The sequence below is a fragment of the Pseudomonas sp. FP2309 genome (assembly GCF_030687575.1).
Lineage (GTDB): Bacteria > Pseudomonadota > Gammaproteobacteria > Pseudomonadales > Pseudomonadaceae > Aquipseudomonas.
The window spans coordinates 4,098,553-4,120,775 of sequence record NZ_CP117439.1; the positions used below are offsets into that span (position 1 = coordinate 4,098,553).

A 22,223-nucleotide genomic window follows, 5' to 3' on the forward strand; every position below is an offset into this window, starting at 1 on the left:
CCGCTCAAAAGGGCCGATCAGAACGGCAGCTTCATGCCCGGTGGCAGTTGCATGCCAGCGGTCACGCCGGACATTTTGTCCTGGCTGTTGGCTTCGATCTTGCGCACGGCGTCGTTGACGGCCGCGGCGAACAGCGCCTCAAGCATTTCCAGGTCATCTTCACCAACGCCTGGCAGCACGCTTGGGTCGATGCTCACGCGCTTGATGTCGTGACGACCGGTCATCACCACGCTGACCATATCGCCACCGGCTTTACCGGTGACTTCGGCGTTGGCCAGTTCTTCCTGCATCTTGGCCATTTTTTCCTGCATCTGCTGCGCCTGCTTCATCAGGCCGGCCATGCCACCTTTCATCATGGGAATCACCTCAAAAGTACGTGGATCAATAAGTAGCCCGGTGTCATGACGCTTGGGGCACCGGGGCTTCGACAGGTTCAATAGTATCGTGACGGACGACCGCACCGAACTGTTGCATCAGTTGCTGGATGAGCGGATCGCCATGGATCGACTCTTCTGCCTCGCGCTGACGGTTGAGGCGCCGACGGGTCGCGGCCTGGGCCGGGGTTTCCTGCTCGGGTTTGATCAGTTCGATGGCGATGGTCAGCGTGCGCCCATGGTACTGATTGAGCGCATCGTTGAGACGGCGTTGCTGGGTCGCGTTGAACAAGGCGCTGTGGGCCGGGTCCAGGTGCAACAGCCAGTGATCACCCTCGACGGAGATAAGTGTGCAGTTGGCGGCAATGCTGCCGGTCATGCCGGAAATCGGCAGCTTCGGAAACAACTCCAGCCATTGCAACGCCAGGCCGGTGGCCGGGGCTGCCGCGGGTTCAGGCTCGGGCTCGGGCGCAGGTTCGGCGGTGTGTTCGCTGGCCAGTTCGTCCAGGTAGCTGTAGGCCGAATCCATGTCCGGCTCGATGTAGTCTTCGTCCAGCGGCGGCTCGTCGTCGAGGTCGATGCCCGGTGTCGCGGCGTCTACCTGGGCCAAGGAGGGCTCGGGCACCGGCACGGAGACCCACTCCGGCGCGGCCGGCACAGCACTGTCCGGGGTCGGCGCAGGCATGGGCGTCAGCTCGGGCTGCTCGCCGATGGTTTCGAGCACGGGCTCAACCGCAGGCTGTTGCTCGATTTCAGGCGCTGGCTCAACCTCGGCCTCTACCGGGTCGTTCCACGGCAGGTCTACGACGGGCGCAGGCGCTGGCTCGGGCTCGGGCTCGATCACCGGCTGCGGCTGCGGCTCGACAGGCTTCACCGCGACTGGCGCGGGCTCAGCCGCAAACGGCACAGCAACCACTGGCGCGACCACTGCCGCGCCAGCCACTGGTTTGGCGGAATCAACTGTGGCCTGGCTGATCCCCACTGGCTTTAGCGGCTGCCTCGGGGCGTCTGCCGAGTCGGCGGGCCGGAAGGCCAGCATCCGCAGCAGGACCATCTCGAAGCCACCCCGCGGGTCCGGCGCCAGGGGCAGGTCACGCCGGCCGATCAGGCCCATCTGGTAATAGAACTGCACATCTTCGGCCGGCAATGCCTGGGCCAACGCGAGCACGCGGTCGCGGTCGCCGTGGCCGTTGTCGACCCCCTCAGGCAGCGCCTGAGCGATGGCGACGCGGTGCAACACGTTGAGGATTTCCGAGAGCACGCCGTTCCAGTCCGGGCCTTGCTCCGACAGGTGGCGCACGGCTTCGAGCAACGCCTTGGCGTCGCCTTCGATCAACGCGTGCAGCACGTCGAACACCTGGCCGTGGTCGAGGGTGCCGAGCATGGCACGCACGTCGGCGGCCATGACTTTGCCTTCACCAAAGGCGATGGCCTGGTCGGTGAGGCTCATGGCATCGCGCATCGAACCATCGGCGGCGCGGCCGAGCAGCCACAGGGCGTCGTCTTCGAACGGTACGTTCTCGACGCCCAGCACATGGGTCAAATGCTCCACCACCCGCTCGGGGGTCATGTTTTTCAAGGAAAACTGCAGGCACCGCGACAGGATCGTTGCAGGAAGTTTCTGCGGGTCGGTGGTTGCCAGGATGAATTTGACGTAGGGCGGCGGCTCTTCAAGGGTTTTCAACAAGGCGTTGAAGGAATGGCTGGAGAGCATGTGCACTTCGTCGATCAGGTAGACCTTGAAGCGGCCGCGGCTGGGCGCGTACTGCACGTTGTCGAGCAGCTCGCGGGTGTCTTCGACCTTGGTGCGGCTCGCGGCGTCGATTTCGATCAGGTCGACAAAACGCCCTTCGTCGATCTCCCGGCACACCGAACAGGTGCCGCAGGGCGTCGACGTGATACCGGTTTCGCAGTTCAGGCATTTGGCGATGATGCGCGCAATGGTGGTCTTGCCCACCCCGCGGGTACCGGTGAACAGGTAGGCGTGGTGCAGCCGTTGGCTGTCCAAGGCATTGATCAGAGCCTTGAGCACATGGGTCTGGCCGACCATTTCGCGGAACGAGCGCGGACGCCATTTACGTGCAAGAACCTGATAACTCATCGAAAACCGTCGCAACTGGGAAGCGGGAGCCGGTAATGCTAGCGGAGCAAGGGGGAAATTGCATCCGGCATGCTCGTCTAATCTGACTAAGCTCTCCTCACTGGCCCCACGAAGGCCTGAACCCGGAGAGAATATGCGCGTAGTCCTGGGCGCTTTATGGATGATGACCACGGCTTGCCAGGCGGCGCCCGCGCCCCTGCGTTTCTCGGTGGCCGACAGTTGGGCGATGCCCATGGTGCAATTGGACAAGGGCCGCCCCACCCAAGGCATTCTGTATGACCTGATGTCGAGCCTCGCCACACAAGTGGGCTATCCCGCCGAATTCCACGTGCTGGCCCGCGCACGCCTGACCGGTGCCATGGCCCATGGCGACATTGACGTGCGCTGCTACGTCGCCCCCTCGTGGGTCGACAACCTCTCCGGGGATTACGCCTGGAGCGTGCCGTTGATGGTGCAGCGCAACGTGCTGGTGAGCACTGATAACAGGCCGGTGCAGGTGCTCAAACTGACACCGCAGTCAATCGGCACGGTGCTCAGCTACCGTTACGCGGTCCTCGACCCGCTCTTCGCCAGCGGCCAGCTCACCCGCGACGACGCGCGCAGCGAAGAACAGGTGCTGCACAAATTAGTGGCGGGGCGTTACACCTACGCGGCGAGCAACGAATGGATCGTCGACCGCTTCAACCAGCACCTGCCCGTCAGGCATCGGCTGCACAAAGTCGCGGTGATCGAAGAACAGGAACTCGGCTGCATCGTACGCAATGACCCGAACGTACCGACGCAACAGATTCTGCGCACGTTAGTGCGCATGAAAATGTCCGGTGAAATCGATGACATCATCAAGCTCTATACCGGTGAAGAGGCGGTGCCGCTGCGCACGCCTGCCAAGAATTGACAGGGGCGCCTGCATGGATGCCATTGCTCATCACTTGCCGGGGTAAATTCGGGCTACACCTTCCTCGCACAGTCCCCTGACGACCAATGCTTGCGCCCCTCCAGGCTGATGGCCGCCACGCTCGCCAACACAATCACGCCACCGAGCACCACCTGCAGGGCGATGTGCTCGCCCAGCAGTGTCGCGGCCAGCAGCATCGCCACCGGCGGGATCAGGTACATCGCCACCGTCGCGCGGCTGACCTCGATATGCTTGAGCACATAGCCCCAGGCCAGGTACGCCAGGGCGCTGGGGAAAATCCCCAACAACAGCACCGCCAGGTTCTCGGGCAGCGGCGCCTGTACGACGGCTGCAGGCAGGCCCGGCAGGTTGACGCACAGCATCAAGGTGCCGGCCCACACCATGTAGCACGCCAGGGTCAGCGGGCTGTAGCGATGGGCGTAGTGCTTCTGAACGGCGAAATACACGCTCCACGACAACGCCGCCAGCAGAATCAACAGGCCGCGGGGGTCCATCTCCCCGAAGCCCGCGTCGCCCCAGACCACCACCAGCACGCCAAACAAGCCCAACAGTACACAGACCCAACGCCAGGCATTGACCCGCTCCTTCAAGCAGAAAAACGCGATCAGCACACTGAACAACGGCGCCGATTGCGCCAGAACGCTGGACGCCGCCGCCGTCACCCATTGCTGCCCGATATTGAGGCTGATGTGGTGCAGGAACACCCCGAAAAAACCCAGCACCAGCAACCAGGGCACATCCGGCCAGCGCGGTCGCCCAATCCCCACCACCAGCGCCACGCCGCCCATGAACACGGAGGCAATCAGAAACCGCAGCAACGCCAGCTGGCCGGGGTTGTAGCTGTGCAAGCCGATGTGCACGCCAATCGGCGAGTAAGCCCAACAGAGGATGACGCCAGCGAGGACTAGCGTAAGCTTCACGGGGGACGGGGTATTCATTGATGGCATCCAGACACTGAGAAGGAATGCGCTCAGTCTTGGCCCCGGCAAGCAGCAGGACAATTAAGCGTTTCTGACTTCTGAAATCAGCGGAACTGAGCAATGGAACTGGCGCAACTGAAAATGGTGCGAGCCGTGGCGCAAACCGGCAGCGTGGCCCAGGCCGCACTGCAGTTGCACTGCGTGCCGTCCAACATCACCACGCGCATCAAGCAGCTGGAAAGCGAGCTGGGCACGCCGCTGTTCATTCGCGCCGGCCGTGGGCTGGCCATCAGCGCTGCGGGGGAGATCTTCCTGGAGTACTGCGAGCGCATCCTCGCGCTGGTGGACGAATCCAAACGCGCAGTGGACGCCAATGCCATTCCCCGTGGCACCCTGCGCATCGGTGCGGTGGAGTCCAGTGCCAGCGGCCGGTTGCCGCCGTTACTGGCGCAGTACCATCGGCGCTATCCCGATGTCAGTCTGGAGCTGGTCACTGGCGCCTGGAGCGAGTTGCTCGACGACCTGCAACACCATCGCCTGGACGTGGCGCTGGTGGCCGCCGGTAACCGGCGCGCCAAGCTCGAACACAGCGTGGTCTACCGTGAACGCCTGGTGTTGATAGCCAGCGCGTCCAGCGCACCGATCCACAGCGCAGCGGACCTGGCGGGCCGCACCTTGCTGGTGTGGCCAACCGGCTGCCCTTACCGGGCGGCGCTGGAAAATTGGCTCAAGCCCCACGACTTCAAACCCGCCATCGCCAGTTATGCCAGTTGGGGCACCATCATCGGTTGCGTAAGCGCGGGGATTGGCGTGGCCTTGGCGCCGGAGGGCATCCTGGCGCGCTATGAGCAGGCCAATCAGTTGGCGTCATACCGGTTTGACGAACTGCAACCGGTGGACAACCTGCTGTTCTGGCACACCGACACCCAACGCCATCTGGCGCGGGATGCGTTTGCTCAGTTATTGCGTGAGACGTTCGGCTAATGCTTAACAACTGAAGCCGTTCAACCGTAAAAAGTCTGACAAGCGCAAACAAAAACGCCGCCGCGTGCCAGACACGCGGCGGCGTTGTTGTGTGCGCGGCTGTGCTCAGTGTTGCGCAGCGGGCGCAGCGGGCGCAGCCAGACGGGCGTATTGATCCTGGCTGATCCAGCCGGTGAACGAACGATCCTCGGCGTTGATGAATTCCACCTGGGCCCAGCCATCCTTGAAGGCCAGCACACCGACCACATCATGCTTGACGATGTAGGGGCGCTTGGCGGCCTTGGCCCCTGGGGTTTTCTGCAGGTAGGCCTTGTCGGCAGACACCGTCACCAGGCCGATCCACGGCTTGCCGGCAGTCTGGGTCAGGTCCAGACCAGTAGCGATCTCCGGCATCAGCACATTCATGCAGCCAGGGTGCTGGCGCCCCTCCTCCACGGTCAGGGTCACACCATCGGACGACGGCGCCACGCTGCCGGGGTAGGCGTCATCCAGCCAGGTGGTGAGCGCCTCAGGCTTGCCTTGCAGGTAGAACGCGCAACTGCGGGTGACGCCCTCGCCCATGGACTCCGAATAGAAGCCTTCAACTTGATGATCCGGCGTCACGGCCAGCATCAACCCTTCGTACTTGCCCGAATGCAACGCAGCCGAACCGGCTAACGCAGGACCCACCGCGCACAACGACAACACGCCCATCACTAGAAAACGGATCATCCTATTTTTTCCCTTCAAGTTTTTCGTAGGCTTTTTGCATCAGGACGTCGTAGTTGCCGTAGTCCTCGCCGTTATAGTTACGCGCCATGCCGGTAAAGTCTTTGGCCTTCATGGCTTTCATCAAGGCCGGGCTTTTACTGCAAAAGCCCAGGAACGCCTTGAGTTGGTTGCCGGCGTTAACTTTTAACGCCGCCGAAAACTCAAACACAGTCTTGTAGCCACACGACGCAAAGTTGAAACCCATGATTTGGAACATGCCCCACGACGCCGACATCAGGGCCGCTTCCTGGTCGAGGGCAAACGCCGTGGCCATGGTTTCCCAGGCCTTGGTCTGATCCTTGTTGTTAGCCTGCCACTGCGGCCCGGCTTTTTTCTTGTAGGGGTACGACAACAGCGGGTGCGCCTGATCGTAGATGTGTTTGGTGTACTTGCGAAACAAGTGCCCTTCAAACGCGATCACGGGCAGCTTGGCCGGCCCGAAACCGGAGCGACCGCCGGATTCCACGGTGGCGAAGGCCTTGATGATATTCACCGAAATACCGCCGCCCAACTGCGTGGCAGCGTTCTGGAAATCGGTTTCGCTGAGGGTCATGCCACCGTCGCACGTGGCCTGGAGCATCAATTGCCGGTTACGCCGCTCAGCTTCCACCATCGCGCGCATGCGGTCCAGGTAGACATTGACCGTGGCCTGCACCGCATCGCCCTGGTTATTGCCGAAGACGTTGAGAAAGGTCGGGATACGCAGGGTCGGGAAGGCCTTTACCGGCACTTTCACCGCTTCTTCGATCAGGCTGTTGAAGGTCCGACCGGTCGGGTCGATCACCCCGTCAGGGTGCGCGTACTTGAGATGGCGAAACTGGTACTGGCTGATGCACTGCACCAATTGGCCATCACACTTGCCGTTTTCGGCCAGCGGAAAACCCATCTTGGGAATGATCAAATTAAATAAATACTGGATGCACTGCACATCGGCGGGCAAGTTGCGGGCCTTACCCGGCGCGCCTACTGAAGCACTGATAAGACGGGGTAACCCTTGCAGGCTTTTCATCACAGACATCCTTGTTAGTTAAAGAAGTGATGGCGCTTCAATATCAACCTGACACACTTGTCATACTCTGAAACAAGTGGCCGGCGGAAACTAACAAGGCGGTTTCAAGTTGTCCAGACGCAGCGTCTAAAGCTGTGAAATAACCCTCACCGGTGGCTCCGCGAAAACAGCTTTTTGATTTAATCGAAGTATTGAGTCACGCGTCGGGCTACTGTCACCGGCGCAAAAACCGCCCAACCGCCCACTTTCAAGGATTGAAATGAAAGCCACCCTGCTGATGCTGTCCCTCCTGGCCGTACTCTGCGGCTGCACATCGCCCCCTGTCGACATCGCGGCCTACCAGGCGCGGCCGTCCATTGCCGAAACCAAAAGCGTGGTGTTCGACGGCAAGACGTTCATGCTGAAATTCCACAAAGAAGGCCTATGGGAGTTTGTCCCTGCCCAGGAAAGCATCGATGCCTGGAGTGAATTGGTGGACTTCACCGTGGTCTCCCGCGACTTGAACCGCTTCACGCCCCTCGACCTCGCCAAGCGCGCGATCGCGTTGCATCAGCAGGAAAACCCGAACATGCCGGCGATCCTGCTGACGGACAATAAAACCGGGATCGATTATTCGATGCATTTTTATCCCGACTCACTGCGCAAAGACGGGCAATTCTCCGAAATCAGCTATTTCAAGTACTACAGGGACAGCGTCACCGGACAGACCATCATCTTTCACTACGCGAGGAATATTCCGAAGCCGAGCAACCCGTCTGAAAGCGCTATCGCCATAGGCCGCGAAATCGTGCCGCAGATAGAGGCATTCCCGCTGTACCGCCCGTAACGCCGTTAAGCGCGCAGCGGCAATCGACTCGCAGGCAGGGGTTGCCGGCAAAGCGTGTATAGAAATTTGGGTTGGGGGGTGTATCAGGAAGAGCGTTATGGAGGCAACCCCACCAGCCACACCCCGGCACACAATGTTCCCGCTGTGGCTGCTGCCTTCCGGCTCTGACCAGGTTCACGGGTAATCGTTGCGGGGGGACCGATGGGGTCACCATAACGACGCCTGCCTCTCGGCAAGCGGGGCCATTGTACCGATCTGATCGGAAGTTACAACCGTTGGTTCCGGATTAAAAAAATCAAGGGGCTCAAGCACTTGTGCCCCTACAGAATCACGGCCTCGTCCGCCCTGCCGCCCTCGTCCTGGATGACCAGGTGAATAAAGTGCAGCTTGGCAATCACCGCCGGTGGCAGCACGAAGGGGTAGAAATCCGGCTGCCCCATGCTGCGCGACAGTTCGTTGAGCATGCCGGCCAGTTCGATCCAGGCGTTGACGAACGACAGGAACGCCGGGCCGCCGGGGTGTTCCGGGTCGTACAGCGTGCTGAGGGGGAACGGCTGGTAATCCAGGTCCATGTCACGGGCGCTCATGCCAAAGCCCAGGGCGGTGTCGACGGCGTCCATCATGTGCAGGTAATGCGCCCAGGTCTCGGCCCAGTCTTCCCAGGGGTGCATGGTGGCGTAGGCACTGACGCAGGTCTGCTGCCAGTCCGGGCGCGGTCCGTTCTGGTAGTGCTGGTCGAGGGCCTCGGCGTAACTGGCGCGTTCGTCGCCGAACAGGTCGCGAAACCGCTGCTGCCACTGGGTATTGGCAATCAGGCGGTCCCAGTAGTAGTGACCGACTTCATGGCGGAAGTGGCCAAGCAACGTGCGGTAGGGTTCACGCATCTGCACACGGACTTTTTCGCGGTGTGCATCGTCGGCTTCCTTGATGTCCAGGGTGATCAGGCCATTGGCGTGGCCGGTCATGGGCGCGTTGCCTTCGAGGTCGATACCGACGAAATCGAACGCCAGGCCGTTGTCTTCGTCGACGCTCTTGGGCACCACGCGCAGGCCCAAGCTGATCAACTGCGCCACCAGGCGACGCTTGGCGGTTTCAACCTTGCACCAGCGCTCGTGGTTTTCCGGGACCGACAGGTCGGGAATCGTGCGGTTAAGACTACAGGCCACACACAAGGCTGCGGTGCTATGGGCCGGGATCAGCCAGTTGCAGGCGGCCGGGGTATCGAGGTTGGCGCAGCGGCGGAACGCGCCGGCGTCGAGGTTACCGTCTTGCAGCCAGGTGCCTTCGACAGGACCGGGTTGCAGGGATGACAGGCGACTTTGCTGCGGCTGATAGCCAAGCAGCGCCTGGCAGGCCAGGCACTGGCTGTTGCGAAAGAACAATGACTGGCCGCAGCGGCATTGCCAGACCTTGCTGTTGCGCGAAGTGTCAGCCATGAACGGTGCGGCGATGCGCGAACTGAGTTGCTCGAAGTAGCGGAACATGGCGATCTCTCCCTGGGTGACTGAGACTAGATCATTTGGCGCTCGAGATCGTTCCACTTTACTTGTGGAGGGGGGGCTGCTTCGCAGCCCAGCGCAGGCAAGCCTGCTTACCACAGCAGGCCTGCTCACCACGGGTGCTGCGTCAGACCGAAATATTGTGCCTGGCCAGGAAGGCGACGAAAGCGTCTTCGTCGAGCACCTTGAGTCCCAGTTCGTTGGCCTTGGCCAACTTGGAACCGGCACCCGGGCCTGCCACCACGCAATGGGTTTTCGCCGAGACCGAACCCGCCACCTTGGCGCCAAGGCTTTCGAGTTTGTCCTTGGCCACATCGCGGCTCATCAGCTCAAGGGAGCCGGTCAGCACCCAGGTATGCCCCGCTTCCGGCAGGCCTTCGACCACTTTTTTCTCGCTCTGCCAGTGCATGCCGAAGTCCTTGAGCTGCTGCTCAATGGCCAGGGCGTGTGCGGCATTGTCCGGGTTGTCGAAGAACTCACGCACGGCCTTGGCCTGCTTCTCGGGCAGGGCCTGGCGCATGTCGAGCCAGTCGGCCTTGATCACGCCTTCCAGGCTGCCGAACTTGTCCGCCAGTTTTTGCGCAGCACCCGGTCCAACGCTGGGTACGTGAAGCTTGTCGAGCAGGCCGCCAAGGGTGGTGCTGGCCGCGAATTCCGCGCTCAGATCGCCCTGATCCTGTAATTGCAGGCCGCATTCGTTCGGCGACAACAGCGCGCCAATCACCTGCTGGTTATGGCTGTCTTCGAAGAAGCTGTGGATCTCGTGAGCCACTTCCAGGCCCACGTCGGGCAAATACGTGAGCACTTCCGGCAAGGCCTTCTGCACCCGCTCCAGGGACGCCAGGGAGCGTGCCAGCACCTTGGCGGTCTCCTCGCCCACGTCCGGAATGCCCAGGGCGTAGATAAAGCGCGCGAGGGTCGGAGTCTTGCTGTTTTCGATGGCGGCGATCAGTTTCTTGCTGGAGATGTCGGCGAAACCTTCCAGGTCGATGATCTGCTCGTACTTGAGCTTGTAAAGGTCGGCCGGCGAGCCAATGAGTTTTTCATCCACCAATTGTTCGATGGTCTTGTCGCCCAGGCCGTCGATATCCATGGCCCGGCGCGACACAAAATGAATAATCGCCTGCTTGAGCTGCGCACCACAGGCCAGACGGCCGACGCAGCGGTACACCGCACCTTCGCTGACGGTCTCCTTGCCCTTGCTGCGTTTGACCAGCTGCGTGCGCTCCACATGGGAGCCGCATACCGGGCAGGTCTGCGGAATCTGCACCGCGCGGGCGTCCGCCGGGCGCCGCTCGCTGACCACGGACACAACTTGCGGGATCACATCCCCGGCACGGCGGATGATCACGGTGTCACCGATCATCAGGCCCAGGCGCGCCACTTCGTCCATGTTGTGCAAGGTGGCGTTGGACACGGTCACACCCGCAACCTTCACCGGCTTCAAGCGCGCCACCGGGGTGACCGCGCCGGTGCGGCCGACCTGGAATTCCACGTCGAGCAGTTCGGTGAGTTCTTCCATCGCCGGGAATTTATGCGCGATGGCCCAGCGTGGCTCGCGCGCGCGGAAACCCAGCTCACGTTGGGCGGCGATGCTGTTGACCTTGAACACCACACCGTCGATTTCATAAGGCAGACTGTTACGCCGCTCGCCGATGTCGCGGTAGTAGTCCAGGCACGCTTGAATGCCCTTGGCCAGCTTCAGCTCGTGGCTGATGGGCATGCCCCACTTTTGCAACTGCTGCAGGTTGCCGATATGGGTGTCGCTGATATCAGCGGTCACCTGGCCGATGCCATAGCAGCAGAACTCCAGCGGACGACTGGCGGTAATCTTCGAGTCGAGCTGGCGCAGGCTGCCGGCGGCGGCGTTGCGCGGGTTGGCGAACGTCTTGCCGCCCACTTCCAGTTGCGAGGCGTTCAGACGGTCGAAACCGGCCTTGGACATGAACACTTCACCGCGCACTTCCAGGGTCGCCGGCCAGCCGGTGCCGTGCAGCTTCAACGGGATATTGCGCACGGTGCGCACATTGACGCTGATGTCCTCGCCCGTGGTGCCGTCCCCCCGCGTGGCGCCGCGCACCAGTTCGCCATCGGTGTAGAGCAGGCTGACCGCCAGGCCGTCCAGCTTGGGTTCGCAGCTGTATTCCACCGCCGCGCCGCCGCCAAACAGATCGCCCACCGGCAGGTCGAGGCCCTCGGTGACCCGGCGATCAAACTCGAGCATGGTGGTTTCATCAAAGGCGTTGCCCAGGCTGAGCATCGGGATCTCATGCTTGACCTGAGTGAACGCGGACAACGCCGCACTGCCGACCCGCTGCGTCGGTGAATCACGCGTCACCAGTTCCGGATGCTCGGTTTCCAGGGCCTTGAGCTCGTGGAACAAACGGTCGTACTCGGCGTCCGGAATGCTCGGCTCATCGAGGACGTGATAACGGTAGTTGTGCTGATCCAGTTCAGCGCGCAGTTCGAGGATGCGGGTGTGGGCGGCGGTCATGGGTGTTCTCTCATAAAGCAAAAGAGCAGCCGAAGCTGCTCAAATGATGGTGCGCTTATTCTAATGACAACGCTTGAGGCCAAACCTCAGCGTTTCTGTGTCAGGGCGCGACGCTCGAACTCGACGATGCGCTGACGGTAGTGCTCGATGGTCTGGGCGGTCAGGACGCTGCGTTGGTCATCCTTGAGTTCGCCGTTAAGTTCCTGGGACAGTTTGCGCGCCGCGGCCACCATCACGTCGAACGCTTGTTTCGGGTGGCGCGGGCCTGGCAGGCCAAGGAAGAAACTGACCGCCGGGGTGCTGAACAGGTCGATATCGTCCAGATCGAACGTACCCGGCTTGACCGCATTGGCCATGGAGAACAGCACTTCGCCATTACCCGCCATGCTTTCGTGACGGTGGAAGATGTCCATCTCGCCAAATCGCAGGCCGCTTTCCAGAATGTTCTGCAACAGGGCCGGGCCTTTGAAACCGGCGGCGTCGCGGCAGATCACGCTGATCACCAACACCTCTTCGGCGGCCGGCTGATCGTTGACCGACTGGCGTGCCGCGGTGGACGTCTTGCCGACGTTTTCATCGGGGAAATCATCATCGCGGCTGCTGAAGCTCGGGCCTTCATCGACGTCGAGGTTCAGGTCGCCCTGATGCGGCTCGGCGGCGCCAGTGTTGCCACGCTTGCCACGCTTGGAAGACGGTTCACGCGCTTCCCGCAACGGCGCGCTCATGGACGGCAGGTCGTGCTCATCCAGTTGCGGTTCTTTGTGGGTATCCAGCACACGGGGCGGCCCCAGCAGCTCGGCGCTGCCGTCGTCGTCGGGCAGATTGGACAGGTTGCGGTCCAGACGGAATTTGAGCTTGCCCTTGCCACCGCGCATGCGGCGCCAGCCATCAAAAAGAATACCGGCAATGACAATAATGCCGATGACGATCAGCCACTCGCGCAGACCGATTTCCATGTAATCCCGTGCCTCTATAAAAAATGCTGAAAAATAAGGGGTTTAGCACCGTGCAAACCGCTTTAAAACGTGGCGCCAACTCTATGTTCTGAATGGCGTTTTGCCCACGCATACGAAAAATTGAGATTAAATTAGCACAGTTGGCGGAAAGTGTGTCGGATTGGTCGCTTTCGACACACTGGGCCAGCTGCAAGCTGCAAGCTGCAAGCTGCTAGGCGTCCACCATCTTCATCGCCTCTTCGACATCCACCGCCACCAACCGCGAACAGCCCGGCTCATGCATCGTCACGCCCATCAGTTGATCGGCCATTTCCATGGCGATCTTGTTGTGGGTGATATAGATGAACTGCACCGTCTGGGACATCTCTTTGACCAGCCGTGCGTAGCGTCCAACGTTAGCGTCATCCAACGGGGCATCAACTTCGTCGAGCATGCAGAACGGCGCCGGGTTCAACTTGAAGATGGCAAATACCAGGGCCAGTGCGGTCAGGGCTTTTTCGCCGCCGGACAACAAATGGATGGTGCTGTTCTTCTTGCCCGGAGGCCGCGCCATGATCGTTACCCCTGTATCGAGTAGATCTTCGCCTGTCAGTTCCAAGTAAGCGCTGCCGCCGCCGAAAACTTTGGGGAATAAGGCCTGTAAACCGCCATTAATCTGATCAAAGGTATCTTTGAAGCGGTTGCGCGTTTCCTTGTCGATCTTGCGGATCACGTTTTCCAGGGTGTCCAGGGCTTCGACCAGGTCGGCGTCCTGGGCATCCAGATAACGTTTACGCTCCGATTGTTGCTGGTATTCGTCGATGGCGGCGAGGTTGATCGCCCCCAGGCGCTGAATACGCGCCGCAATGCGTTCGAGTTCTTCCTCGGCGTCTTTCTCGTTGGCCTGGGCGGTCAAGGTGTTGAGCACGCCGTGCAGGTCATAGCCGTCTTCGAGCAGTTGATCCTGCAGGGTTTTGCGGCGCACAGTCAGGGCCTGCCATTCCATGCGCTGTTGTTCGAGTTGGCCACGAATCAACTGGGACTGTTGCTCGGCCTGGGTCCGACGTTTTTCGGCATCACGCAGTTCGCGGTCGGCGTCTTCCAGGGCGATCTGCGCGGTCTTGAGTTCTTCGTCGACGGTCATGCGCTTGTCGAGCAGTTCTTCGAGCTTGAGGCGCAACTCTTCCAGCGGCGCTTCGCCCTCCTCCAGGTTCAGGCTCAGTTGCTCGCGTTTTTCGGTCAGCCGTTCGGACTGCATCTCAAGGCGCTCAAGGGCCTGGCGCGTGGAGTCGTGCTGGGCGCGCAGGGAGCCCAGGCGCACGGCCAACTGGTGGGCGTGATCCTTGTGCTGACGGGCTTCCTGGCGCACTCGATCGAGGCGTTCGCGCAGGCTGTCGCGCTGGGCCAGCAGCAATTCGCGCTGCTCGGTGTCCAGGGCCATGCTGTCGAGGGCTTCCTGCAGGTGCAGGCGCGCTTCGCCAATCTGTTCGTGCTCCAGGGCGCGTTGCTCGCCCATCTCGGCCACCTCTTCGTCGAGGCGGGTGCGGCGCAGGGTCAGTTGCTCGGCCTTGGCCTTGCTCGCCGACAGTTGAGCCTTTAACTCGCCCTGCTGGCGCGCTTCGTCCTGCAGCAGACGGCGCAGGTGTTCGCGGCCGGTCTCTTGCTGGCGCTGGGTGGCGCGCAGGGTTTGCAGTTCGGTTTCCAGGTTTTGCAGGGTGACTTCGCGCTCTTCGCGTTCGGCGCTCAGGCTGACGATTTCCTGGCCGCGGGCCAATACGCCGCTTTCCGCTTCACTGGCGCGACGCACGCGCAGAAAGTGCCGGCCGACCCAATAACCGTCGCGGCTGATCAGGCTTTCGCCGGCGCCCAGTTGACCGCGTTGGGCCAGGGCCTGTTCCAGCGAGTCCACCGGCTTGACCTGGCCCAGCCATGGCGACAGATCAATCGCCGCCTCGACCTTATCCAACAGGCTGCCCGGCACCCGCGTGCCGTCGGCCGCCGGGCTGAGCAAACGCAAATCGCCCTGGGCAAAACCGGCCAGGTCGAAACCGCCAAAATCATCCACAAGCACCGCTTGCAGGTCGGCACCGAGTACGGTTTCCACCGCCAGCTCCCAACCGGCGTCGACCTTCAAACCCTCAGCCAGGCGCGGGCGCTCGGCCAAGTGCTGGTCACGCAGCCATTCGGCGGTGCCGGTGCCAGGGTCCAAAGCGGCTTGCTGCAACGCCTCAAGGGACGCCAGCCGACCGTTAAGCCGCTGCAGATCGCCCTGGGCCTGCTGCTGCGCCTGGGTCGCCTGTTGCAACTGCTGACGCAATTGCTCGAGGCGCTCCACTTGCTGTTCTTCACTGGCTTCGAGTTCTTCCAAGGTCATTTCGCTTTCGGCCAGTTGCTCGCTCAGCGCCATGATCGCCGCGTCTTCCGGGTCGGCGGCGAGCAATACGCGCTCTTCCTGCAAACGACGCTGGCGCTCGGCCAGGCGCTCCATGCTGGTTTCCAGTTGCTGAATGCGCGACTGCTGCACCTCAGCCTGGCGACGCGGTTCGGCCGATTGCAGGTTGAAAGCGTCCCACTGCTCCTGCCAGCCGTGCATGGTGGTTTCGGCTTCTTCCAGGGCGGCGGCGGATTCTTCGGCGGCGGCGCTGGTGATTTCCTGTTCGGGGATGAGCATGTCCAGCTCTTCGCCGAGGGTCAGCAGCAAGGTGCGGTCGTGGCCCAGGTGGGATTCGGTCTCCAGGCGCGCGCGCTCGGCTTCCTTGAGATCGTCCTGCAACTGGCGCAGACGCTGCTGGCCGTGCTGGATGCTTTGCTCCACGCGGGCAATGTCGCCGCCCACCGAATAGAACCGGCCCTGCACCAGATTGAAGCGCTCGGACAGGTCGTGGTGCCCGTCCCGCAGGCGTTCGATGCTGGCGTCGGCGTTGCGTTGTTCGGCCACCAGGGCTTCGAAGCTGATCTCCTGGGTGCCGATGATCGCTTCGCGCTGGCCCACCTGATCGTTCAAGGCCTGCCAGCGCAGGGCCGACAATTGCGCCTTGAGCTGGCGCTCCTCGCCCTTGTATTCCTGGTACTTCTCGGCCGCCTGGGCCTGGCGATGCAGGCGCTCCAACTGGCGCTCCAGCTCTTCGCGCAGATCGGTCAGGCGGGCGAGGTTTTCGTGGGTGCGGCGGATCCGGTTTTCGGTCTCGCGGCGGCGTTCCTTGTACTTGGAGATGCCGGCCGCTTCTTCGATGAAGTTACGCAGGTCTTCGGGCTTGGCTTCGATCAGTTTGGAGATCATGCCCTGCTCGATGATCGAATAGCTGCGCGGCCCCAGGCCGGTGCCGAGGAAGATATCGGTGATGTCGCGGCGACGGCATTTGGTGCCGTTGAGGAAGTAGCTGTTCTGGCTGTCGCGCGTGACTTTACGGCGAATGGAGATTTCCGCGTAGGCCGCGTATTCACCGATCAGGGTGCCATCGGAGTTATCGAACACCAGCTCGATGCTGGCCTGACTCACCGGTTTGCGACTGGTGGATCCGTTGAAGATGACATCGGTCATCGACTCGCCACGCAGGTTTTTTGCCGAGCTCTCGCCCATCACCCAGCGGACGGCGTCGATGATGTTCGACTTGCCGCAACCATTGGGCCCGACCACCGCCGCCATGTTACTGGGGAAGTTCACCGTGGTCGGGTCGACGAAGGATTTGAACCCCGCCAGTTTGATGCACTTGAGCCGCACGCTTAGGCGTCCCCCAACGCTGCGATGACCAGCGAACTGCTGCGCTGGCAATAGGCCGACAGCACCTTACGGATCTGCACCAGGTCACGGGCCAGCACGGCGGCGAGCAGTTGCTCGAACAACACCAGGTACTCGCTCATGGACGCCTTGCGCTGATCCAGGGCCAGGTAATAGGCGCGGTTCATTGCCGGCTGCAGATTCTCGACGGTTTCCTGCAGGTAGGGATTGTTGGCGAAGGGGTACGCGGCGCGCATCACGTTGAAGCTTTCTTCGACAAAGGCGCGGATGTCGCCGCGCTCGTAGCTGCCTTGAAGACGTTGCTGGATTTGCAGGAACGGCGCCATGTCGGCGTGAGCCTGCCAGCCTTCGGCGACTGCATTGCCGAGCAGGATGTACATCTCGCCCATCAACGTGCACAGGCTCTGCACCTTGTGTGCCGTGAGCTCGGTAACGTGGGCGCCACGGCGCGGCAGGATCGCAATGAGGTGACGGCGCTCGAGGATCAGCAGGGCTTCGCGCACGGAGCCACGGCTGACGTTGAGCGCCAACGTGACTTTCTGTTCCTGGATGCGTTCCCCAGGCTTGAGATCGCCGCGAATGATACGTTCGGCGAGGTGGTGAGCGATTTGCTCGGCGAGACTGTCCGGCGCCTTGAACGTCATGTTTTCCCTTCAAAATCTGCTATCGGTACAAGCGCGGCAGTGTAGCGCATTGGCCCGCTGATGGCGCTACGCCCACAGCGGCGAATTTGGCATGAAATAAGCAACCGTGAACAGCCAAACGCCGCCAAAAACGCCGGTTTCAGAAGACTGGACCATAATTGAACGTGTTGTGACCGCATTTTCTTGACCCTCAAGTCAGAAAATCATTGACCGAAAAGTCAGAGATGACTAGATTCGGCGCAAAGCGGTTAACAACAATAATGAGTCTGCGAGGCCTTCCGTGATCCAGTTTTTACTTAACCAGGAACTCCGTAGCGAGCACGCCCTGGACCCCAACCTGACTGTGCTCAATTATTTGCGCGAGCATCTGGGCAAATCCGGTACCAAGGAAGGCTGCGCCAGCGGCGATTGCGGTGCGTGCACCGTGGTGGTCGGCGAGCTGCATACTGACGATCAAGGCGCCGAGCAGATCCGTTATCGCAGCCTCAACTCGTGCCTGACCTTTGTGTCATCCCTGCACGGCAAGCAACTGATCAGCGTCGAAGACCTCAAGCACCAGGGCCAATTGCACAGCGTGCAGCAAGCCATGGTGGAGTGCCATGGTTCACAATGCGGCTTCTGCACCCCAGGCTTCGTGATGTCGTTGTTCGCCCTGCAAAAGAACAGCACCGCCCCCGACAACGGGAAAGCCCATGAAGCCCTGGCCGGTAACCTGTGCCGCTGCACCGGTTACCGCCCGATCCTCGCCGCCGCCGAACAGGCCTGCTGCAATAAACCGGTGGATCAGTTCGACAGCCAACAGGCGCAAACCATCGCCCGCCTCAAAGCCATCGCTCCCACGCAAACCGGCGAACTCAACAGTGGCGACAAGCGTTGCCTGGTGCCGCTCACAGTAGCCGACCTGGCCGACCTCTATGACGCCTACCCGCAAGCCCGACTGCTGGCCGGCGGCACCGACCTGGCGCTGGAAGTCACGCAGTTCCATCGCACCCTGCCGGTGATGATCTACGTCGGCAATATTGCCGAGATGAAACGTATCGAACGCTTCGACGACCGCCTGGAGATCGGCGCCGCCACGGCCCTCTCCGACTGCTACGAAGCACTGCATCACGAATACCCGGACTTCGGTGAATTGCTGCACCGGTTTGCCTCGCTGCAGATCCGCAACCAGGGCACCCTGGGCGGCAATATCGGCAACGCCTCGCCCATCGGTGATTCGCCGCCGCTGCTGATCGCTCTGGGCGCGCAGATCGTGCTATGCAAGGGCCAGACCCGCCGCACATTGGCGCTGGAGGACTACTTCATCGACTACCGCGTGACCGCGCGCCAGGACAGTGAATTCATCGAGAAAATCATCGTCCCAAGAGGCCATGCGCTGTTCCGCGCCTACAAGGTGTCCAAGCGCCTGGACGATGATATTTCGGCGGTATGCGCAGCCTTCAACCTCACGCTCGACAATGGCGTGATCAGCCAGGCACGGGTGGCATTCGGCGGCATGGCCGCCACCCCTAAACGCGCACAACACTGCGAAAGCGTGCTGGTGGGCGCTACCTGGAACGCCGCTACCGTAGAGAAAGCCTGCGCCGCACTCGCCCAGGATTTCACCCCGCTGTCGGACTTTCGCGCCAGCAAGGAATACCGCCTGCTCAGCGCCCAAAACCTGCTGCGCAAATACTTCATCGAACTGCAGACTCCGCACATCGAGACTCGGGTGACCGCTTATGTCTAACCATCACGCCGTCGTTAAAACCCAGGCCGAACTTGTCGAGTTGTTCACCCAGGACCTGACCTGCGGAGTCGGTCGCAGCGTCAAGCATGACAGCGCCACCAAGCACGTCAGCGGTGAAGCGCAGTACATCGATGACCGCCTGGAATTCCCCAACCAGTTGCACCTGTATGCGCGCATGTCCGACCGCGCCCATGCACGAATCATCAGCATCGACACCGCGCCGTGCTATGCCTTTGAGGGCGTGCGCATCGCCATCACCCACAAAGACGTGCCGGGGCTCAAGGACATCGGCCCACTGCTGCCCGGCGACCCGTTGCTGGCCATCGACACCGTGCAGTTTGTCGGCCAGGTGGTGCTCGCCGTCGCCGCCCGCGATCTGGACACCGCGCGCAAAGCCGCGATGGCCGCAGTGATCGAATACGAAGACCTGGAACCGGTGCTGGACGTCGTCCAGGCCTACCGGAATAAACACTTTGTGCTCGACAGCCATACCCATCAACGCGGGGATTCGGCCGGCGCCCTGGCGACGGCGAAGAATCGCCTGCAGGGCACCCTGCATATCGGCGGCCAGGAACACTTCTACCTGGAAACCCAGATATCTTCGGTGATGCCCACCGAAGACGGCGGCATGATCGTCTACTGCTCCACCCAGAACCCCACCGAAGTGCAAAAGCTGGTGGCCGAAGTGCTCGACGTGTCGATGAGCAAAATCGTCGTCGATATGCGCCGCATGGGCGGCGGCTTTGGCGGCAAGGAAACCCAGGCCGCCAGCCCCGCGTGCCTGTGCGCGGTGGTCGCGCACCTCACCGGCCAGCCGACCAAGATGCGCCTGCCGCGCGTCGAGGACCTGCTGATGACCGGCAAGCGCCACCCCTTCTATATCGAATACGACGTGGGCTTTGACGACAACGGCCGCCTGCACGGTATCAACCTGGACCTGGCGGGTAACTGCGGCTGCTCGCCGGACCTGTCCAACTCGATTGTCGACCGCGCGATGTTCCACGCCGATAACGCGTACTACCTGGGCGACGCCACGGTCAACGGCCACCGCTGCAAGACCAACACCGCGTCCAACACCGCCTACCGTGGCTTCGGCGGCCCCCAGGGCATGGTCGCCATCGAGGAAGTCATGGACGCCATCGCCCGCCACCTGGGCCTGGACCCGCTGGCCGTGCGCAAGGCCAACTACTACGGCAAGACCGAACGCAACGTCACCCACTACTACCAGACCGTCGAGCACAACATGCTCGAAGAGATGACCGCCGAACTCGAGGCCAGCAGCCAATACGCCGAGCGCCGCGAAGCGATTCGCCTGTACAACGCCCACAGCCCGATCCTGAAAAAAGGCCTGGCGCTGACCCCGGTGAAGTTCGGTATCTCGTTCACCGCCAGCTTCCTCAACCAGGCCGGCGCGCTGATCCACATCTACACCGACGGCAGCATCCACCTGAACCACGGCGGCACCGAAATGGGCCAGGGTCTGAACACCAAAGTTGCCCAGGTGGTGGCCGAAGTGTTCCAGGTGCACATAGACCGCGTACAGATCACCGCCACCAACACCGACAAAGTGCCCAACACCTCGCCGACCGCCGCCTCCAGCGGTGCGGACCTGAACGGCAAGGCGGCGCAGAACGCTGCCGAAACCATCAAGCAGCGCCTGGTGGAGTTTGCGGCGCGCAAGTACGACGTCAGCGAAGCGGACGTCGAGTTCCACAACGGTCACGTGCGTGTGCGCGAGCAGATCCTGACGTTCGAGGCGCTGATCCAACAGGCGTACTTCGCCCAGGTGTCGCTGTCGAGCACCGGGTTCTACAAGACCCCGAAAATCTTCTACGACCGCAGCCAGTCCCGTGGCCGGCCTTTCTATTACTACGCCTTTGGCGCGGCGTGCTGCGAAGTGATCGTCGACACCCTGACCGGCGAATACAAGATGCTGCGCACCGACATCCTGCACGATGTAGGTGCCTCGCTGAACCCGGCCATCGACATCGGCCAGGTGGAGGGCGGGTTTATCCAGGGCATGGGCTGGCTGACCATGGAAGAGCTGGTGTGGAACGACAAGGGCAAACTGATGACGAACGGCCCGGCCAGCTACAAGATCCCGGCGGTAGCGGACATGCCGCTGGACCTGCGCGTGAAGCTGGTGGAGAACCGCAAGAACCCGGAAGACACGGTGTTCCACTCCAAGGCCGTGGGCGAGCCGCCGTTCATGCTCGGCATCGCGTCGTGGTGTGCGATCAAGGATGCCGTCGCGAGCGTAGGCGACTATCGCCATCAACCGAAAATCGATGCACCGGCGACGCCGGAGCGGGTGCTGTGGGGCTGTGAGCAGATGCGGCAGTTGCAGGCGGCGAAAGCCGTTGAGGCTGAAACCGAGATGGCTTCGCTTTAGACCGAGACGCTGCCATTGGGGGCAAGCCCCCGATAGCGGCCTCACAGACACCACAAGAGGTGACTATGAATAACTGGATCAGCGCCTTGGCCGATCTGCAAAACCGTGGCGAGCCCTGCGTACTCGTGACCATCATCGAAGAGCTCGGCTCCACCCCACGCAACGCCGGCTCGAAGATGGTCATCAGCGCGGCGCAGACCTTCGACACCATCGGCGGCGGGCACCTGGAATACAAGGCCATGCAGATCGCCCGGGACATGCTCGTGCGTGGCCAGCAGAACACCCATCTGGAGCGCTTCAGCCTGGGCGCCAGCCTGGGACAGTGCTGCGGCGGGGTGACGGTGCTGCTGTTCGAACCCATGGGTCAGGTGCAGGCGCAGATTGCGGTATTTGGCGCCGGCCACGTCGGCCGTGCGCTGGTGCCGTTGCTGGCAAGCCTGCCGTGCCGGGTGCGCTGGATTGATTCACGCGAGCAGGAGTTCCCGGAACATATCCCACAGGGCGTGCGTAAAATCATCAGCGAAGAGCCGGTCGACGAAATTGCCGACCTGCCGGCGGGCAGTTACTGCATCGTCATGACCCACAATCACGCATTGGACCTGGAACTCAGCGCCGCCCTGCTCAAGCGCAATGACTTCGCCTACTTCGGCCTGATCGGCTCGAAGACCAAACGCGTGAAGTTCGACCACCGCCTGCGCGAGCGTGGTTTCGACGCCGCACAGTTGCAACGCATGCGCTGCCCCATGGGCCTCACCGAGGTGAAGGGTAAATTGCCCGTGGAGATCGCCATCTCCATCGCCGGCGAAATCATCGCCACCTACAACGCCAATTTCGGCCAGCACACCGCGAGCGCCGAACCCATTGCCAAACTGCTGCCGGCGTCGCGTCGCAGCCAAGCTATCAATTGAGAA

General features: G+C 61.8%; 16 protein-coding genes and 1 other RNA gene. 6 read left to right on the plus strand and 11 right to left on the minus strand.

Annotation, left to right across the window (positions count from 1 at the left end):
- Nucleotides 1–17 precede the first annotated feature (17 nt).
- Nucleotides 18–356, minus strand: coding sequence for a YbaB/EbfC family nucleoid-associated protein (locus PSH59_RS18775; protein WP_003193199.1), 339 nt, complete (start codon nt 354–356; stop codon nt 18–20).
- A gap of 43 nt (nt 357–399) precedes the next feature.
- On the minus strand, nt 400–2,475 hold the full coding sequence (dnaX, locus tag PSH59_RS18780) for a DNA polymerase III subunit gamma/tau (RefSeq protein ID WP_305393401.1): 2,076 nt from the start codon (nt 2,473–2,475) through the stop codon (nt 400–402).
- A gap of 133 nt (nt 2,476–2,608) precedes the next feature.
- Between dnaX and PSH59_RS18785 the strand changes: the two genes are divergently transcribed.
- A complete protein-coding gene (locus PSH59_RS18785) occupies nt 2,609–3,370 on the plus strand; it encodes an ABC transporter substrate-binding protein (protein WP_248078095.1) in 762 nt (253 codons plus the stop codon).
- Between the two features lie 53 nt (nt 3,371–3,423).
- On the opposite strand, the gene PSH59_RS18790 is transcribed toward PSH59_RS18785, so the two are convergent.
- Nucleotides 3,424–4,329 carry a DMT family transporter gene (locus tag PSH59_RS18790; RefSeq protein ID WP_305393402.1) on the minus strand — a complete coding sequence of 302 codons (906 nt, stop codon included), beginning with the start codon at nt 4,327–4,329 and terminating at the stop codon, nt 3,424–3,426.
- A gap of 102 nt (nt 4,330–4,431) precedes the next feature.
- Here PSH59_RS18790 and PSH59_RS18795 point away from each other — a divergent pair, with 102 nt between their 5' ends.
- Nucleotides 4,432–5,295: a LysR family transcriptional regulator gene (locus PSH59_RS18795; protein WP_305393403.1), complete on the plus strand. Its 864-nt coding sequence runs from the start codon at nt 4,432–4,434 to the stop codon at nt 5,293–5,295.
- Nucleotides 5,296–5,400: 105 nt separating this feature from the next.
- Here the strand turns inward: PSH59_RS18795 and PSH59_RS18800 are convergent, their stop codons facing one another.
- Both PSH59_RS18800 and PSH59_RS18805 read right to left on the minus strand, forming a co-directional pair.
- A complete protein-coding gene (locus tag PSH59_RS18800) occupies nt 5,401–6,006 on the minus strand; it encodes a hypothetical protein (RefSeq protein ID WP_305393404.1) in 606 nt (201 codons plus the stop codon).
- A gap of 1 nt (nt 6,007) precedes the next feature.
- On the minus strand, nt 6,008–7,054 hold the full coding sequence (locus PSH59_RS18805) for an N-acetylmuramidase family protein (protein ID WP_248078099.1): 1,047 nt from the start codon (nt 7,052–7,054) through the stop codon (nt 6,008–6,010).
- Between the two features lie 259 nt (nt 7,055–7,313).
- Between PSH59_RS18805 and PSH59_RS18810 the strand changes: the two genes are divergently transcribed.
- Nucleotides 7,314–7,880 (plus strand): hypothetical protein, encoded by a 567-nt coding sequence (locus PSH59_RS18810; RefSeq protein ID WP_305393405.1) that lies wholly within the window; start codon nt 7,314–7,316, stop codon nt 7,878–7,880.
- Between the two features lie 107 nt (nt 7,881–7,987).
- On the opposite strand, the gene ffs is transcribed toward PSH59_RS18810, so the two are convergent.
- The 6 genes from ffs to PSH59_RS18840 all read right to left on the minus strand — a co-directional run bounded on the left by ffs (nt 7,988) and on the right by PSH59_RS18840 (nt 17,191).
- Nucleotides 7,988–8,084: signal recognition particle sRNA small type (gene ffs, locus PSH59_RS18815), an RNA gene on the minus strand.
- A gap of 116 nt (nt 8,085–8,200) precedes the next feature.
- Nucleotides 8,201–9,364, minus strand: a complete 1,164-nt coding sequence (locus tag PSH59_RS18820; protein WP_305393406.1) for a putative zinc-binding metallopeptidase — start codon at nt 9,362–9,364, stop codon at nt 8,201–8,203.
- Between the two features lie 142 nt (nt 9,365–9,506).
- A complete protein-coding gene (ligA, locus tag PSH59_RS18825; protein ID WP_248078105.1) occupies nt 9,507–11,873 on the minus strand; it encodes an NAD-dependent DNA ligase LigA in 2,367 nt (788 codons plus the stop codon).
- 86 nt (nt 11,874–11,959) lie between these two features.
- Entirely contained in the window at nt 11,960–12,829 is an 870-nt protein-coding gene (gene zipA / locus PSH59_RS18830; RefSeq protein WP_248078107.1) for a cell division protein ZipA, read from the minus strand.
- Between the two features lie 211 nt (nt 12,830–13,040).
- Nucleotides 13,041–16,529, minus strand: coding sequence for a chromosome segregation protein SMC (smc, locus tag PSH59_RS18835; protein ID WP_305393407.1), 3,489 nt, complete (start codon nt 16,527–16,529; stop codon nt 13,041–13,043).
- A 2-nt stretch (nt 16,530–16,531) separates the two neighbouring features.
- The gene (locus tag PSH59_RS18840; protein ID WP_248078110.1) at nt 16,532–17,191 is read right to left on the minus strand and encodes a GntR family transcriptional regulator; all 660 of its coding nucleotides are present in this window, start codon (nt 17,189–17,191) and stop codon (nt 16,532–16,534) included.
- A 280-nt stretch (nt 17,192–17,471) separates the two neighbouring features.
- On the opposite strand from PSH59_RS18840, the gene xdhA reads away from it, so the two are divergent.
- From xdhA to xdhC, 3 genes are all read left to right on the plus strand, one after another.
- Nucleotides 17,472–18,920 (plus strand): xanthine dehydrogenase small subunit, encoded by a 1,449-nt coding sequence (xdhA, locus tag PSH59_RS18845; protein WP_248078111.1) that lies wholly within the window; start codon nt 17,472–17,474, stop codon nt 18,918–18,920.
- Entirely contained in the window at nt 18,913–21,312 is a 2,400-nt protein-coding gene (xdhB, locus tag PSH59_RS18850) for a xanthine dehydrogenase molybdopterin binding subunit (RefSeq protein ID WP_305393408.1), read from the plus strand. The genes xdhA and xdhB overlap by 8 nt, the downstream gene beginning before the upstream one ends.
- A gap of 65 nt (nt 21,313–21,377) precedes the next feature.
- Entirely contained in the window at nt 21,378–22,220 is an 843-nt protein-coding gene (gene xdhC / locus PSH59_RS18855) for a xanthine dehydrogenase accessory protein XdhC (protein WP_305393409.1), read from the plus strand.
- Nucleotides 22,221–22,223: the final 3 nt, after the last annotated feature.